Source organism: Achromobacter sp. Root170 (genome assembly GCF_001428165.1).
Taxonomy (GTDB): Bacteria; Pseudomonadota; Gammaproteobacteria; order Burkholderiales; family Burkholderiaceae_B; genus Achromobacter; species Achromobacter mucicolens.
Genome location: NZ_LMHN01000001.1, coordinates 580253 through 596574, shown reverse-complemented (window position 1 = coordinate 596574; position 16322 = coordinate 580253). Strand labels below are relative to the sequence as shown.

The following is a 16322-nucleotide window of genomic DNA, read 5'->3' as shown; positions in this document are numbered from 1 at the left end:
TTCGCCGATCAATCGGTGGAAAAACGGGGGGATCCCGCGCCGGCTCAGGCGGGATGGCGCTGGGTCGCCTGGCGGCGTTGCTCGAACAGGCAGATCGCTGCGGCGGCGCCGACATTCAGCGACTCGACGGCGGCGGCGTCGTGGTCTATGCGCACTTTCAGGCTGGCAGCGGCCAGCAGCGCGGGCGCCACACCCTGGCCCTCATGCCCGAACACCCACGCGCACCGCTCAGGCAGGCGGTCCGCGTAAAGGTCGCGCGAGCCGTCCAGCGCCGTCGCCACGAGTGGCACACGCAAGCGCGGCAGCAAGGCCTGGAGATCGACATGCTCGTGGATATCCAGGGCAAAATGCGCGCCCTGACCGCTGCGAAGCACTTTGGGAGACCAGGCTGCCGCCGAGCCCGTGGCAAGAAACACCCGCTTGATGCCGGCCGCGGCGCACGTGCGCAGCAAAGTGCCCACATTGCCAGGGTCCTGGATGCGGTCGAACAGCACGCAGGTTTCATCCACCTGTTCAGGCAGCGCGGGCACCGGCGGCGTGACCAGGAAGGCGACGCCCTGCCCGCTTTCGACGGCGGCCACGGCGTGCATCAGGCGCGCGTCCAGCGCGAGGCTGACGTTGTCCGGCACGGCCGCGGCAAGCGCCGCGATGTCCGGCTGGGAAAGGCGGTCCACGTCGAAAATCGCCCGATCCGGCGCGCCGTGGTGCTGCAACCATGCCTGGCAAAGGTGCACGCCATCGAGCAGCACCGGGGCGCCACGCTTGCCCGCGGTGCCGGCCAACTTGACCAGCGCCTTGACCGCCGGGTTGTCCCGGGAACTGATGTGCTTCATGAAACCAGGCCGAAGGCCTTGATGGGCGCGAAGCTGCGCCGGTGTTCGGCGCACGGACCGTGCTCGCGCAGCCGTTGCAGATGCAGCGCCGTGCCGTAGCCCTTGTGCTGGTCGAACGCGTATTGCGGATACAGGGCGTGCAGGCGAAGCAGGTCGGCGTCGCGCGCGGTCTTGGCAAGGATGGAGGCGGCCGAGATCGCCGGCACCCGCGCATCGCCCTTGATGACGGTCTGCACGGTGCAACGCAGTTTGGGCGCCTGATTGCCGTCGACCAGCGCCAGTTGCGGCACGGTGGCCAGGCCCTGCACCGCGCGCTGCATCGCCAGCATGGTGGCGCGCAGGATGTTCAGGCTGTCGATTTCCGCGACCGTGGCGCTGGCGATGCACCAGGCAAGCGCCTGTTCCTTGATCTGCAGCGCCAGTTCCTCGCGGCGCACGGCGGTGAGGACCTTGGAGTCGGCCAGGCCGTCAATGAAGCGTGACGGATCCAGAATGACCGCCGCCGCGTAGACCTCGCCAGCTAGCGGGCCGCGGCCCGCCTCGTCGACGCCGGCGGTCAGCAGCGCGGGCTGCTCCGGCGCCACGAAAAGCTCAGGCTGCTCCATCGGCCACCTCCAGGATCGCCTGCGCGGCCAGCGCCGGCGTATCGCGTAACAGGTCTTGGTGCATGGCAGTGAAACGGGCCTCCACGCGGGCGATCAGGGCGTCGTCGGTCAACGCCTGCCAGGTCGCTTCGGCCAGTTTATCGGGCGTCGCGTCGTCCTGCAAAAGTTCGGGAACGACGAAGTCGCGAAGCAGCACGTTGGGCAGGCCCACCCAGGGCAGGTACGGGCGCTGCTGACCGGATTTCCACGCCATGATCCGCCGCATCCAGGGCGACAGGACGTAGGAGATGACCATGGGCCGTTTGAACAGCGCCGTCTCCAGCGTGGCGGTGCCGCTTGCGACCAGGACGGCCGTGGCGGCTTCCATGACGGACCAGGCCACCGGCGCCTTGCGGTCCCCGCCCTCGCCGTGCAGATCGTGCGCGGTGACGCAGCGCAGACCGGGCACCGGGTTCTGGGCCAGGATTTCCAGGAACTCGGCCCGCCGCTGGTCATTGACCATGGGCACGATGCACTGCAGGGCCGGATCCTTCTTCAGCAGTTGCTGGGCCGCCTGCAGAAACCGCGGCGCGAGCAGACGGATCTCGGAGGACCGGCTGCCGGGCAGGATCGCCAGCACACGGGCGTCTTGATCGATGCCCAGGCGCTCGCGGGCCGCCGCGCGGTCCGGCTGCATCGGCACGGCGCCGGCCAGCGGATGGCCCACGTACGTCACCGGTATGCGTTCCTTGCGGTAGATCTCTTCCTCGAACGGAAACAGCACCAGCATGTGCGAGACCGATTCGCGGATCTTGTGAATGCGCTCGTAGCGCCAGGCCCAGATCGAGGGGCCGACGAAATGCACCGTCGGCGTGCCCGCCTGGCGAAGCTGGTGCTCCAGCCGCAGATTGAAGTCGGGTGCGTCGATGCCCACGAAGACGGACGGCGGCTCGGCAAGCCAGCGGCGCTTGACGTCGCGGTAGGTGGCCAGCAGGCTGGGCAGGCGCTTGAGCGCGTCCACGTAGCCAAACACGGTCAGCGCGTGCATCGGATGCCAGGCGTCGAAGTCTCGCGCCTGCATCTGCGGTCCGCCGATGCCCTCGCAGCGCACGCCGCTGTCGCGCGCTTGCAGACCGGCAATGATGCGTCCGGCCAGCAGGTCGCCCGAAGGCTCGCCGGCCACCATGCCGATCCGAGCGCTCATGGGCGGATGATGCCGCGGGAGGCGACGTCCAGGAAGTCCAGCAGCGTCTGCAGATGCTCCGCGGCTTCAGGGGTGGAGTGCTGGCGCTCGCGCAGTTCGGCGCGCGCCGCGTCCAGGGGCAGGCCCCGGCGGTAGATGATCTTGTAGGCTTCGCGCAGGGCCGAAATCGAGGCCGCGGAAAAACCGCGGCGTTTCAGGCCTTCGACGTTGATGCCCACCGGACGGCACGGGTTGCCGGCCGCCAGCACAAAAGGCGGGGTGTCCTGCATGAGGGAGCTGTTGCCGCCCGTCATGGTGTGCGCGCCCACGCGCGAGAACTGGTGCACGCCGGTCAGGCCGCCGATGATGGCCCAGTCGCCCACGTGCACGTGGCCTCCAAGCTGCACCGAATTGGCCAGGATCGTGTTGCTGCCGATGTGGCAGTCATGGGCCACGTGAACGTAGGCCATGATCCAGTTGTCGTTGCCCAGCGTTGTTTCACCGCCATCCTGCGTCGTGCCGGTATTGAGCGTGACGAATTCGCGCACCGTGTTGCGGTCGCCGATCGTCAGGCGCGTCGGCTCGCCCGCGTACTTCTTGTCCTGCGGCATGCCGCCGATGGAGCAATAACGATAGAAGCGGTTGTCGCGACCGATGGTGGTCACACCGTCGATCATGCAGTACGGGCCGATTTCGGTCCCCGCACCGATGGTCACATCAGGCCCCACCACTGCGAACGGGCCGATGACCACGGTCGGGTCGATTTTTGCCGCCGGATCGACAACAGCGGTGGGATGGATGTTTCCTGCCATTTACTCTTCCAGGCTGCGAATCGCGCACATCAGCTTGGCGGAGGCCACTTCCTGGCCGTCGACCGTCGCGCGTGCTTGATACTTACAGATGCTGCGGCTCAGGCGTTCCGCTTCGACCTCGATGCGCAGCTGGTCGCCCGGGACGACGGGGCGGCGAAAGCGCGCGCCGTCGATGCCGACCAGGTAATAGGCGGTCTTGGCGCCTTCGCACTTGAGGCCACCGTTCTCGTCCGTGAACGAGAACAGCGCCGAGGCCTGGGCCATGGCTTCGACGATGAGCACGCCCGGCATCACCGGATGGTGAGGAAAGTGACCGTTGAAAAACGGCTCGTTGATCGAGACGTTCTTGATGGCGACGATGGACTTGCCAGGCACCATTTCCACGACACGGTCAATCAGCAGCATCGGGTAGCGATGCGGCAGCCTCTCCATGATCCCCTTGATGTCGAGTTCCATTTTTCTATGCGTTCCTGCGAAATTAAATAATGTGGCGGCGCGGGCGCGCCAGGGCGGCGAACGCGCCCTAGTCCTTTTCCAGCGTGCGCACGCGGCGGCGCAATTGCGCCAACTGTTGTATCACGGCGGCGTTGCGCTGCCATTCGCCATGCTCCGCGTACGGGAAGACCCCGGTGTAGCGGCCAGGCTTGGAAATATTGGACGTCACTGCCGTGCCGCCCGAGATATGCACGTCGTCGCCCAGCACCAGATGCCCCGAGAGCATCGCGGCGCCGCCGATGGTGCAGCGCTCGCCGATGGTGGTCGAGCCCGCCACACCCACGCAGGCCGCCATCGCGGTATGCGCGCCGATGCGGCAGTTGTGGCCGATCATGATCTGGTTGTCGAGCTTCACGCCGTCCGCCAGGACGGTGTCTTCAAGGGCGCCGCGGTCGACGGTGGTGTTGGCGCCGATTTCGACGTCATCGCCCAGCGAAACGCCGCCGAACTGCGGGATCTTGCCCCAGGCGCCCTTGCCCAGCGAAGGATCCGGCGCGAAGCCGAAACCATCGGCTCCCAGCACAGAACCGCTGTGCAGGATGACTCGGGCGCCGATCTTGACGCCTTCGTACAGCGTGACGTTGGCATGCAGCCGTCCATCGGGCCCGATGGACGATCCGGCGCCGATGACGCATCCCGGACCCAGCACCGTGCCCCGTCCGATGCGCACGCCGGCTTCGACGACGCAGTTCGGGCCGATACGCACGCCTTCTTCGATGATCGCGTCGGGCGCAACCACGGCGGAAGGATGGGTTTCAGCGGGCAAGGCGGGTCTGCGGGCAGTGTCGAACCACTGCGCGACGCGCGCGTAGAGCAGATAGGGATGCTTGCAGACGACCAGCGCGAATGGCGGGCGGTCGCTGCCCTGGGCTTCGAGCGCCTCGGCGACGTCGGTGGAGACGATGACCGCCCCCGCTCCGGTTGCGCCAAGCTGGCTTTGGTAACGCGGATTGGACAGGAAAGTGATTTCCTGGGGGCCGGCCGAAGACAGGGTCCCGATGCCGCAGACCCGCATGGGGTCTGCGCCGGGAACCGCACTGATACGCCAGTCCATACCCTGGGTATTGGCGGCGCTCAACAATGCTTCGAGTGTCGGCGCGCGGGCAAGATCCAGTAAAACCGGCATGACTAGACGGGTATCGCTTTACTTGCCCAGGCTCTGGATCACCTTGTCGGTGATGTCGATGCGCGGGTTGACCGTCACCGCGTCCTGGATGATCAGGTCGTAGTTTTCCTGTTCGGCAATGCGCTTGATGGCGTCATTGGCCTTGGACACGATGCCCGAGAATTCTTCGTTGCGGCGGCGGTTGAAGTCTTCCTGGAACTCGCGGCGCTTGCGCTGCAGGTCGGTGTCCAGGTTGGCCAGTTCGCGCTGGCGCTTGACGCGGTCGGATTCCGACAGGACGGGGGCGTCCTTGTCGAACTTCTCGGCTTGCGAGCGCAGGCTGTTGTTCAGGCGCTGGAGTTCGTCGTCGCGCTTCTTGAATTCGGCTTCGATCTTGCTTTGGGCAGTCTTGGCCGGACCCGATTCGCGCAGGATGCGTTCGGTATTGACGAAACCGATCTTGGTGCCTTGCGCTTGCGCGGGGATCGCGGCAGCCGAACCGAGAATGAGCGCACCCACCAGGGCAATGGAGCCGCCCAGCTTGCCACGGCGCTTGGCGCCCAGCGTCTTCGATGATTTAAGTGCGAAATCAGACATCATGAAAATCTCACCTTCCAGTAAGGCAAAGCCAAAGTGTGTATTGTGCCACTAAACAGCAAGGACGCTGGACCAGGGGGCCGCGCCCTTGTTTTCAAGAGTAACGCCTCGCTTAGAATCCCGTCCCGATCTGGAACTGGAAGCTTTGCTTGTCGTCGCCCGGCTTGGAATTGAGCGGCCGCGCATACGACAGCTGCAGCGGGCCCATCGGCGATTGCCAAGACAGGCCGATACCGGCCGAGAAACGCCAGCCGCACGGATCCTCGACCTCGGTGTTGTCGCGGCCGCGGGTGCAAGACAGGCCGCTGCCCGCCGACACCTGACCGGCGTCGCTGAAGATGAACCAGCGCAGCGTGCGATCCTTCGAGGCGCCCGGGAACGGCAGGTACAGCTGGGCGTTGGCCACGATGCGGCGCGTGCCGCCCAGGTAATCGCCCGTCTTGACGTCGCGCGGACCCAGCGACGAGCCTTCGTAGCCGCGGACGGTGCCGATACCGCCGGCATAAACGTTCTTGATGACCGGGTAATCCTTGCTGCCGTAGCTCTGGCCCCAATCGACCATGCCGTTCAGCGCCAGGGTGTACGAGCCGCCCAGCGGCACGTAATACTGCTGTTGCGCCGTCAGCATCGTGTATTGCAGATCGATGGTCGACACGTCGGCCTTCAAGCGCGTGTACGAACCCTTGGTCGGCGCCAGCGCGCTGTCACGCGTGTCCTTGGACCAGCCGGCGCTCAGGATCACCGAGTTCGTCGCATCGCCATACTGGTCAACGAAACTTTCGTAGGCCGCCGGCGAGTTGTTGTACAGGTCGATCTGGTTGCGTTCGAAGTTGCCGCCCAGGAAGATGCGGTCGTACTCCGAGATCGGGATACCGAAGTTCATGCCCAGGCCCAAGGCCTTGACGCGGTAGTCACCGTCGTTGTTGTTCCAGGGCTCGGTCACGCGGTAGTACGCCGACGTGGTGCGGCTGATGCCGTCCTTGGTCCAGTACGGATCGGTATGCGACAGCACCACGGCGCGGTTCGTCTTGCTGGTGTTCAGTTGCAGCGTCAGGTTGGTGCCGCTGCCGAAGACGTTGTCTTCGCTGATACCGGCCGACAGAATCGCCTTTTCGGATGAGCCGTAGCCCACGCCCAGGTTGATCATGCCGGTGGGCTTTTCCTTCACGTCGACGTTGACGTCGACCTGGTCAGGGGAACCCGGGACCGGCTCGGTCTTGACGTTGACGTCGCTGAAGTAACCCAGACGGTCGACGCGGTCGCGCGAGGTCTTGATGTCGCCGGCGTCGTACCAGGCGGCTTCCTGCTGGCGCATTTCGCGGCGCACGACTTCGTCGCGGGTACGGGTGTTGCCGCCGATCTGGATGCGGCGCACGTAGACGCGGCGGCTCGGATCGACGTAGAACGTCAGGTCGGCTTCGTGCTTGGCGCGGTCCAGCTGCGGGTTCGGGTTGACGTTGGCGAATGCATAGCCCAGCTCACCCAGGTAGTCGGTGATCGCCTTGGCGGAATCGTTGGTCTTGGCGGCCGAGAAGGTCTCGCCTGCCTTGATCTGCACCAGGTCGTTGATTTCCTTGTCCAGGCCCAGCAGGTTGCCGGCCAGCTTGACGCTGCGCACCTTGTAGGGCTCGCCTTCGTGGACGGTGATCGTGATGCGGATGTCCTGGCGATCCGGCGAAATGGTGACCTGCGGCGGCTCGACCGAGAACTCAAGGTAACCCTTGTCCAGGTAGAACGAGCGCAGGCGTTCGAGGTCGCCCTCGAGCTTTTCGCGCGAGTATTTGTCGGTATCGGTGTACCAGGTCAGCCAGCCGGGGGTGGTCAGCTTGAATTCGTCCAGCAGGTCGCTTTCGGAAAAGGCCTTGTTGCCGACGAAACGGATTTCCTGGATGCGGGCAACCGAGCCTTCGAACACGTCGAAGCTCACGCCGACGCGGTTACGCGGCAGCGGCGTGACGGTGGAAGTGACTTCGACGCCGTATTTGCCCTTGGACAGATACTGCTGCTTCAATTCGTATTCGGCGCGCTCGAGCATGGAGCGGTCGAAAATGCGGCCTTCCGCAAAACCCACCTGCGCCAGCGAGGTGGTGATGGCCTTGGAATCGAATTCGCGCATGCCGTTGAAATTAACGGACGCGATGGTGGGACGTTCTTGAACGACCACGACGACGACATTATTGTCCGTCTGGATCTGAACGTCGGTGAAAAAGCCCGTGCCATACAAACGGCGGATGGCTTCGGTGGCTTCTTCTTCGGTGAATTTCTCGCCGACCTTGACAGGCAGATAACCAAAGACGGTGCCGGCGTCGGTTCGTTGAATACCCTCTACGCGGATATCCCGCACGACAAAGGGTTCGAAGGCGTGGGCCAAGGCCGGCAACATCAGCGCGGCTACGAGACCCGGCAGTACACCCTTTTTGTGTTGAAACATCCGGCGAAAAGACATCCTTGAGTATCCTCGGTCGTGCAAATGGCGGGGGATTTTATGCTAAATGGCGTTCAAGTGAACAAACGCGTGAAATCGTTGAACAGCGCAAGCCCCATCAGGCTTGCCAATATGCCTATGCCGGCGCGTTGTCCGATGTCGATCCATCTTGCGGGCGGGGGGCTGCCCCGCACAATTTCGACGAGATAGTACAGCAGATGGCCGCCATCCAGCATAGGAATGGGAAGCAAATTTAAAACGCCCAGGCTGATACTGATCAATGCGATATAGGCGATATACGCAACAATCCCGATCCGGGCGGTCTGGCCGGCGTAGTCCGCAATCGTGACCGGGCCGCTCACATTGCGCCACGACACGTCGCCCGTCACCATGCGGCCCATCATGCGCAGCGAAAACCAGGCGGTGTCCCAGGTGCGGACGGCGCCGCGCCAGAGGCTGTCGAAGACGCCATAGCGCACGGTGACCATCGGCACGTTGCCGCCCAGTTGCACGCCCAATCGGCCGATTTCCTGGCCGTTGACGACTTCAGGGCGGGGCGTGACATTCAGCGTGACGTTGGCGCCATCCCGGACCACTGTCAGGGCGAGCGGCTTGCCCGCGCTTTCCTGGATCTGCTTGACGAGCGCGCCGGTGTCGGGCGCCGGCTGGCCATTGACGGCCACGACCAGATCACCCGCGCGCAGGCCGGCGGCCTGCCCTTCTCCGCCGTCGATCACCGCACGCACGGCGGGCTTGGGCTGGGCCAGACGCACGCCGGCCGCGGCAAGCGGGTCGCCCTCGGCCGGGTCCATCGTATTGGGGGGAAGATCGAGTTCGCGCCGCTGGACGGCGCCGGACGGCGTGCTGACCTCGATGCTGGCTCGCCCGCCGGTGGACATGACGTCCATCAGGCGCCAACGGGCGTCGGACCACGACGCGACTTCCTGGCCATCGATGGCCAGGATGCGGTCGCCGGCCAACAGGCCAGCCCGAGCGGCAGGGGTCTCGGCCACGGGCGGCGCGATGATGGCGACGGGCTCCTCGGTGCCGGCCATGTTCAGGCATGCATACAGGAACACCGCGAGGATCAGGTTGAAGATGGGGCCAGCGGCCACGATGGCGATGCGCTGGCCCACAGGCTTGGTGTTGAAGGCCGAAGCCGCCACGGCCGGCGAGGCCCCAGGCGGCGCATCGTCCAGCATCTTGACGTAGCCGCCCAGCGGCAGCGCGGATACCGCCCATTCGGTGCCGTGCCGGTCGGTGCGGCGCAGGATGACCTTGCCAAAGCCCACCGAGAAACGCAGGACCTTCACACCGCAAAGGCGGGCAACCCAATAGTGCCCAAGCTCATGGAAAATGATCAGTGAGCCGAGCGCTACCGCAAAGGCCAGCAAGGTGAAAAGCATGGGGTCGGAATCTAGGAAATCAGAGGCAAACGCAGAGGCAATCGCGGCCCGCCATCAGGCCAGTCCGAGGTTGCCCGCAAAGGCGCGCGCCTCGGCGTCAAGCGCAAGTACGTCGTCAAGACTGCTGAGCGTAACAGATGCTTGCCGCGCCTGCCACTCGAGCGCAGCCTCGATGACCCGCGGAATCCAGGTGTAGGCCAGCCGCCCGTCCAGAAATGCGTCAACCGCCACCTCGTTGGCCGCATTGAGCACCACGCAGGCGCCCTGCCCCGCCCGCATCGCGGCAAAGGAATGCGCCAGGCACGGAAAGCGGGTCAGATCCGGCTTTTCGAAGTCCAAGCGGCCATGCCGGGTCAAATCCAGCGGGCTTACGCCGCTCTCGATGCGGTCGGGAAAGCCAAGGCCGTACGCGATGGGCGTGCGCATGTCGGGCTGGCCCAACTGCGCGAGCACCGAACCGTCGTCGTACTCGACCATCGAATGCACGACGCTCTGCGGGTGCACGACCACGTCGATCCGATCGGCCGGCATCGCGAACAACCAATGAGCTTCGATGACCTCAAGCCCCTTGTTCAGCATCGTGGCCGAATCGACAGAGATCTTGCGGCCCATGCTCCAGTTGGGGTGGGCGCAGGCCTGTTCGGGGGTGATGTCGTGCAGGTCTTCCAGGTCGCGGCCGCGGAAAGGCCCACCCGAGGCAGTCAGCAGCAAACGGCGCACGCCCTTGGCCGGCTGCTGCGGCGCATCGGCACGGCCTTGGTGCGGCAGACATTGGAAGATGGCGTTGTGTTCGCTGTCGATGGGCAGCAATTCGGCGCCGTTGTCGCGGATGGCCTGCATGAAAAGCGTGCCGGCGGCGACCAGCGCCTCCTTGTTGGCGAGCAGCACGCGCTTGCCGGCGCGCGCGGCGGCAAGCGCCGAAGGCAGGCCTGCGGCGCCCACGATGGCGGCCATCACGGTGTCGCACTGCGAATCCGCGGCGGTGTCGGCCAGCGCCTGTGCACCCACGCGGATTTCGGGCATGGCGTGCCCGCCCGTCCAGGCATCGATGAATTTCTGGCGGGCGGCGGCGTCGGGCACCACGACGACCGCGGCCCGGCTGGCCAGCGCCTGCTCGGCCAGCCGTTGCATCCGGCTGTGGGCCGAAAGCGCGTAAACCGCCATCCGCTGCGGGTGGCGGGCAATCACGTCCAGCGTGCTTTCACCAATCGAACCGGTCGATCCCAGCACGACGACACGTTGAAAAGCCGTCAAAACAAGACTCCAGACAAAAGTAGCGCGAACGGCGCGACGGGAAGAATCGCATCGATCCGGTCATAGACGCCGCCATGGCCAGGCAAGAGTGTGCTGGAATCCTTGCGGCCCGCGCGGCGCTTGAGCAGCGACTCGAACAGGTCTCCCACAATGGACAGCACGCCCAGCACCGCGGCGATCGGCAGGGCGAGCCAGAAAGTCCAGCGTTCCACCAGGGCGTGACCGAAGGTGCCGTCCCACAGGCTGGACAGCCCGATCCACACCACCGCGCCCAGGACGCCGGCAATGGCGCCTTCGATGGTCTTGCCCGGACTCACTCGCGGAGCCAGTTTACGCTTGCCGAAGGCCCGGCCGGCAAAGTAAGCGGCAATATCGGCCACCCAGACGAGGGCCAGCAGCGACACGACGAACACGGCGCCGCGCGCCACGTACATCTGCGCCAGCACCGCCCAGGCCGCAAAGGCGGCCGGGACGGAAAAGACCGACCACGCCAGACTGGCCGGCGGCGCGTCGGCGCGCCCGCGCACCACGGCGGCCACGCCGGCAAACAGCCAGACGGCCGACACGGCCGGCACCAGATAGCGCAGCACCCAGCCGGGATCGCCCGCGCCGGTCCGGTCACCCGCCAGCCAGGCGGACGTCAGCACCAGCATGCCAGCGAACAGCAGGACGGCGACACCGATGGAGATCAGGGGGGAAGGCGGTTGCGGCAGCGTCAGGCGCAGCCACTCCCAGTTGGCGCAAGCGGCCGCAAGGGCCAGCAGCGCGACGAACCACCAGGGATTGGCGCTCGCCATGGCGGCGGCCAGAATGGCCAACAAAACGACGGCGGTAACGATACGCTGGCCCAGCATGTGACGGTCTCCTCTTGTGCAGCCTGGAAAGACGCGCGCGTCGCGTTCAGCTTACTTTGCAGCCGCTTCGCTGACTTGTGCGCTGGTGCGGCCGAAGCGGCGCTCGCGCGTGCGGTACCAATCAAAGGCGGCCATGAGTTCATTGGCGCCGAAATCCGGCCAGTAGCGGTCCGTGAAGTAGAACTCCGCGTACGCCATCTGCCAGATCAGGAAATTGGAAATGCGCTGCTCACCGCCGGTGCGGATGAACAGGTCGGGCTCGGGGGCCCATGCCATGGAAAGGTGCCGGGAAAGACGCTCCTCGTCCACCCGTTCTGGGTGCGCGGCCAGGTCGGGCTCGGCCGCCAGCATGGCGCGGGTGGCTTGCAGGATGTCCCAACGGCCGCCGTAGTTGGCGGCGACGGTCAGGTGCAGCCGGTCGTTATGCGCGGTGCGCTCTTGCGCAGCGGCGATCAGCTCGCGCAGGCGCGGCTCGAAGGCGCTCAGGTCGCCGATGACGTGCAGGCGCACGCCCTGCTCTTGCAGCTTGCCGACCTCGCGCTCGAGCGCCTGCACGAACAGGCGCATCAGGAGCGAGACTTCTTCGGCCGGACGGCGCCAGTTCTCGGAACTGAACGCAAACAGCGTCAGGTAGCGCACACCCGCTCGACCGCACGCCTCGACCACGCGGCGGACGGCCTGCACGCCCTTGGCATGCCCGGCCGTGCGAGGCAGCAGACGCCGCGTCGCCCAGCGGCCGTTGCCATCCATGATGATAGCGACGTGCTCGGGGATGTCGCGGATATCGGGAACCGCCTGAGTCGAACTTGTTGCCATTAGTTTGGGGGCTGCGCGCGGCGGACCGGCGAAAGACACGAATACGGGAAAAAACCTGCGCCGTCGTTTCCATCGCTACGAGGAAGTACCGCGAGGCAATGGACAGGACGGCGCATGTGCGACGAAATCCTGACGCCACGCGGGCCGACAAAGCGGCGCCGCGCGGCGTGTTGGGATTATACGGTCATGATTTCGGCTTCTTTCTGGACGACCATCTTGTCGATGTCGGCGACGGCACGATCCGTCAGCTTCTGGACGTCGTCCTGCGAACGGCGTTCGTCGTCCTCGGAGATTTCCTTGTCCTTGACCAGCTTCTTGAGCGCTTCGTTGGCCTCACGGCGCAGGTTGCGCACCGCGATCTTGGCGTCTTCGCCTTCGCTGCGCACGACCTTGGTCAGGTCGCGGCGGCGTTCTTCGGTCAGCGCGGGCATCGGAACGCGGATCGTGTCACCCATCGAGATGGGGTTCAGGCCCAGGTCCGACTCACGGATGGCCTTTTCGATCGGGCCGGCCATGTGCTTCTCGTAAGGCTGCAGGCTGATGGTGCGGGCATCGACCAGGTTCACGTTGGCGACCTGGCCGACCGGCACGGGCGAGCCGTAGTATTCGACCTGCACGTGGTCCAGGATGCCGGTGTGGGCGCGGCCCGTGCGGATCTTGGCCAGGTTGGTCTTGAGCGTATCAAGCGACTTGGCCATCCTGGCTTCGGCGGATTTGCGGATTTCTGCTGCGCTCATGGAATTTCCTTTTCTTTAAACGTGTACCAACGTGCCTTCGTCCTCGCCGCTCACGACTCGCTTGAGCGCGCCGGACTTATTGATCGAAAACACCTTGATCGGCAATTTCTGGTCGCGGCACAACGCGAAGGCGGTGGCGTCCATGACTTCAAGGCGGCGAACGATCGCCTCGTCGAAGCTGATGCGCGCGTAACGCGTCGCGGTGGGATCCTTGTTGGGATCCGCACTGTAGATGCCGTCCACCTTGGTGGCCTTCAGCACGATCTCCGCGCCGATCTCGGCGCCGCGCAGTGCCGCAGCCGTGTCGGTGGTGAAGAAGGGATTGCCGGTACCCGCGGCGAAGATCACGACCTTGCCCTCTTCGAGGTAACGCAAGGCCTTCGGCCGGATGTAGGGCTCGACGACCTGATCGATATTCAGCGCGGATTGTACCCGGGTGTCGATACCCTTGTGCTTGAGCGCGTCTTGCAGCGCAAGCGCGTTCATGATGGTGGCCATCATGCCCATGTAGTCGGCGGTGGCGCGGTCCATGCCCTGCGCACCCGGGGCGACGCCACGGAAGATGTTGCCTCCGCCGATGACGATGGCCAATTCGACGCCTGCGGCGGCGACTTCAGCGATCTCATCGGTCATACGGACGATGGTGGAGCGATTGATGCCAAATGCATCGTCGCCCATCAGCGCCTCGCCGGAAAGTTTGAGAAGAACCCGTTTGTATGCCCTGCTGCTCATAGGTGATATCCCGAAGAACAATCCGACGAAAGTGTAAGACAAGAATGGGGTTGACCCCCAGCACCGCGCCCGCCTGGCGGGTTGGCTGCCCCATCGGCGTCTGCCTTTGGGGGCCCATGCGGCGAAAAAGGCCGGACTAGAATTTAATCTAGCGCCGGCCTTTAAGCACTACCTAGAGGTCAGGCGGCGCCAGCGGCGGCGGCGGCAACCTCAGCGGCAAAGTCGCTGGTCTTCTTCTCGATACCTTCGCCGACGACGAACAGCACGAACTTGCTGATCGACGCGCCCTTTTCCTTCAGGTGCTGTTCGACCGTGTGCTTGTCGCTCTTGACGAACGGCTGCGACAGCAGCGTCACTTCCTTCAGGAACTTCACGACCGAGCCTTCGACCATCTTGGCGACGATGTCGGCCGGCTTGCCGGATTCGGCGGCCTTCTGCTCGGCAACCGAGCGCTCGGCGGCGATGTCGGCGGGGTTCACGCCGTCGGCGTTCAGGGCCTTGGGCTTGGTGGCGGCGATGTGCATCGCCAGGTCCTTGCCCACTTCCTCGGCGCCGGTGTATTCGACCAGCACGCCGATCTTGCCGCCGTGCACGTAGCTGGCCAGCGAGTTGGCGGTCTCGATGCGTTCGAAGCGACGGATCGAGATGTTTTCGCCGATCTTGCCGATCAGGGCGGTACGGGTGGTTTCGACGGTGCCTTCACCGAAGGGCAGCGCCGACAGCGCGGCCACGTCGGCCGGGTTCTGCGTGGCGACCAGCTCAGCCAGCTTGTTCACGAAGCCGACGAAGTCGTCGTTCTTGGCGACGAAGTCGGTTTCGCAGTTGATTTCGATGACGGCGCCCTTCTTGGCGTCGGCGGAGATGAACAGACCGATCAGGCCTTCGGCGGTGACGCGGGCGGCGGCCTTGCTGGCCTTGTTGCCCAGCTTGACGCGCAGGATTTCCTCGGCGCGGGCCAGGTCGCCTTCGGCTTCCGTCAGGGCCTTCTTGCATTCCATCATGGGCGCGTCAGTCTTTTCGCGCAGTTCCTTGACCAAGGCAGCGGTAATTTCAGCCATGTTTGCTCCAAATTTTGCTAAGACACGCCCCGGCGGGCCGGGGCTGTGATTTGATTCGATGAGACGCCCGCACGTGGCGGGCCTGGAAGATGGGAGCCCAGCTTCGCAGCGCCGGCGGGGCGAAAGCGGACCAGATTCGGCGCCGCTTCCAGACCTTACCCGCCGGACATGACAACAGGCTTAGGCCTGGTTGTCTTGCACTTCGACGAACTCTTCCTGACCTTCGCCCAGCTCTTCGACCAGACCGTTCAGGTTTTGCTCGCGGCCTTCCAGGACGGCGTCGGCGATGCCCTTGGCGTACAGCGCGATGGCCTTGGCCGAGTCGTCGTTGCCGGGGATCACGTAGTCGATGCCTTCGGGCGAGTGGTTGGTGTCAACCACGGCGACCACGGGGATGCCCAGGGTCTTGGCTTCGGCGATGGCAATCTTGTGGTAGCCGACGTCGATCACGAACATGGCATCGGGCAGACCGTTCATGTCCTTGATGCCGCCGATCGACTTGTTCAGCTTGTCCAGTTCGCGTTGGAACAGCAGGCCTTCCTTCTTGATCATGCGCTCGGCGCCGCCTTCGGCGACCACGACTTCCATGTCCTTCAGGCGCTTGACCGAGGTCTTGACCGTCTTGAAGTTGGTCAGCATGCCGCCGAGCCAGCGGGCGTCGACGTAGGGCATGCCGCAACGGGCGGCTTCAGCAGCGACCAGCTCGCGAGCGGCGCGCTTCGTGCCGACGAACAGGATGTTGCCGCCGCGAGCAGCCAGCTGCTTCACGAACTTGGTGGCTTCCTGGTACTTATCAACCGTCTTTTCGAGGTTGATGATGTGAATCTTGTTGCGGTGACCGAAGATGTACTGAGCCATCTTGGGGTTCCAGTAACGGGTCTGGTGACCAAAGTGGACACCCGCTTCCAGCATTTCGCGCATCAAAGACATTTAATTCTCCAAGGGTTGGTTTCTTGCGCCGCACCTGCATCAGCATCTTGCTGACACCCTGGGTGGTGTTGCGCGCGATTTCCCGCAAAACGCGGGATGACAAAGATTTTAACCGGGCCGGCCGATCACTGCCGCAATAACTACGACGCTCCAGGCGCGTTGCCTGTAGCGGCTCGCCTTTAACGACTTCTACTACGCTGCCGCGATAAACCCAGACGGCCGCCACCACAAGATTCTTGCATTGCGTCTTTCCGACACTCCAGGAGACTCCTGGAAGTTTCTTCGAGACGCACCCGGAATTGTTTTGTTGGCGGCGAAATCCAGTTCTTCGCAAACCTGGCCGCTAGGCCAGCCCGCGCATCAGGCCGCTGTGGCAGTTCTTAAGGATCCTTTTCAGGAATGCCCTTTTCAGGGTGCGCTTTTCAGCGCATTTCCAAGAACTTAATCCAGCGCCCATACCGAACCTGCATCGCCGCTCGAAAACACTTCCGGGCTTGCAAG

16 protein-coding genes are annotated in these 16322 nt (G+C 64.6%); all 16 read right to left on the bottom strand.

Features of this window, described 5'->3' with window-relative positions:
* Positions 1–44 precede the first annotated feature (44 nt).
* Positions 45–833: an RNA methyltransferase gene (locus ASD87_RS02675; protein WP_056316793.1), complete on the bottom strand. Its 789-nt coding sequence runs from the start codon at positions 831–833 to the stop codon at positions 45–47.
* On the bottom strand, positions 830–1438 hold the full coding sequence (rnhB, locus tag ASD87_RS02670; RefSeq protein ID WP_056316790.1) for a ribonuclease HII: 609 nt from the start codon (positions 1436–1438) through the stop codon (positions 830–832). The genes ASD87_RS02675 and rnhB overlap by 4 nt, the downstream gene beginning before the upstream one ends.
* Complete coding sequence (gene lpxB / locus ASD87_RS02665; RefSeq protein ID WP_056316787.1) at positions 1425–2621, bottom strand: lipid-A-disaccharide synthase; 1197 nt, start codon at positions 2619–2621, stop codon at positions 1425–1427. The genes rnhB and lpxB overlap by 14 nt, the downstream gene beginning before the upstream one ends.
* Positions 2618–3412, bottom strand: coding sequence for an acyl-ACP--UDP-N-acetylglucosamine O-acyltransferase (gene lpxA, locus ASD87_RS02660; protein ID WP_056316784.1), 795 nt, complete (start codon positions 3410–3412; stop codon positions 2618–2620). Before lpxA ends, lpxB begins: the two co-directional genes overlap by 4 nt.
* Positions 3413–3868: a 3-hydroxyacyl-ACP dehydratase FabZ gene (gene fabZ, locus ASD87_RS02655; RefSeq protein ID WP_006385190.1), complete on the bottom strand. Its 456-nt coding sequence runs from the start codon at positions 3866–3868 to the stop codon at positions 3413–3415. It abuts the gene before it with no gap.
* 67 nt (positions 3869–3935) lie between these two features.
* Positions 3936–5033, bottom strand: coding sequence for a UDP-3-O-(3-hydroxymyristoyl)glucosamine N-acyltransferase (gene lpxD, locus ASD87_RS02650; protein WP_056316781.1), 1098 nt, complete (start codon positions 5031–5033; stop codon positions 3936–3938).
* 18 nt (positions 5034–5051) lie between these two features.
* Positions 5052–5612 (bottom strand): OmpH family outer membrane protein, encoded by a 561-nt coding sequence (locus ASD87_RS02645; protein ID WP_056316777.1) that lies wholly within the window; start codon positions 5610–5612, stop codon positions 5052–5054.
* Between the two features lie 109 nt (positions 5613–5721).
* Positions 5722–8055 (bottom strand): outer membrane protein assembly factor BamA, encoded by a 2334-nt coding sequence (gene bamA / locus ASD87_RS02640; RefSeq protein ID WP_056316774.1) that lies wholly within the window; start codon positions 8053–8055, stop codon positions 5722–5724.
* A 53-nt stretch (positions 8056–8108) separates the two neighbouring features.
* Positions 8109–9440 carry an RIP metalloprotease RseP gene (rseP, locus tag ASD87_RS02635; RefSeq protein ID WP_056316771.1) on the bottom strand — a complete coding sequence of 444 codons (1332 nt, stop codon included), beginning with the start codon at positions 9438–9440 and terminating at the stop codon, positions 8109–8111.
* Positions 9441–9494: 54 nt separating this feature from the next.
* Positions 9495–10694, bottom strand: a complete 1200-nt coding sequence (locus ASD87_RS02630; RefSeq protein WP_056316767.1) for a 1-deoxy-D-xylulose-5-phosphate reductoisomerase — start codon at positions 10692–10694, stop codon at positions 9495–9497.
* On the bottom strand, positions 10691–11548 hold the full coding sequence (locus tag ASD87_RS02625; RefSeq protein ID WP_056316764.1) for a phosphatidate cytidylyltransferase: 858 nt from the start codon (positions 11546–11548) through the stop codon (positions 10691–10693). Before ASD87_RS02625 ends, ASD87_RS02630 begins: the two co-directional genes overlap by 4 nt.
* Positions 11549–11599: 51 nt before the next feature.
* Positions 11600–12364 carry a polyprenyl diphosphate synthase gene (gene uppS / locus ASD87_RS02620; RefSeq protein ID WP_056316763.1) on the bottom strand — a complete coding sequence of 255 codons (765 nt, stop codon included), beginning with the start codon at positions 12362–12364 and terminating at the stop codon, positions 11600–11602.
* A 176-nt stretch (positions 12365–12540) separates the two neighbouring features.
* The gene (gene frr, locus ASD87_RS02615; protein ID WP_056316760.1) at positions 12541–13101 is read right to left on the bottom strand and encodes a ribosome recycling factor; all 561 of its coding nucleotides are present in this window, start codon (positions 13099–13101) and stop codon (positions 12541–12543) included.
* A 15-nt stretch (positions 13102–13116) separates the two neighbouring features.
* Positions 13117–13833 carry a UMP kinase gene (pyrH, locus tag ASD87_RS02610; protein ID WP_056316757.1) on the bottom strand — a complete coding sequence of 239 codons (717 nt, stop codon included), beginning with the start codon at positions 13831–13833 and terminating at the stop codon, positions 13117–13119.
* 179 nt (positions 13834–14012) lie between these two features.
* The gene (gene tsf / locus ASD87_RS02605) at positions 14013–14891 is read right to left on the bottom strand and encodes a translation elongation factor Ts (protein WP_056316754.1); all 879 of its coding nucleotides are present in this window, start codon (positions 14889–14891) and stop codon (positions 14013–14015) included.
* A 180-nt stretch (positions 14892–15071) separates the two neighbouring features.
* Positions 15072–15821, bottom strand: coding sequence for a 30S ribosomal protein S2 (rpsB, locus tag ASD87_RS02600; RefSeq protein ID WP_056316750.1), 750 nt, complete (start codon positions 15819–15821; stop codon positions 15072–15074).
* Positions 15822–16322: the final 501 nt, after the last annotated feature.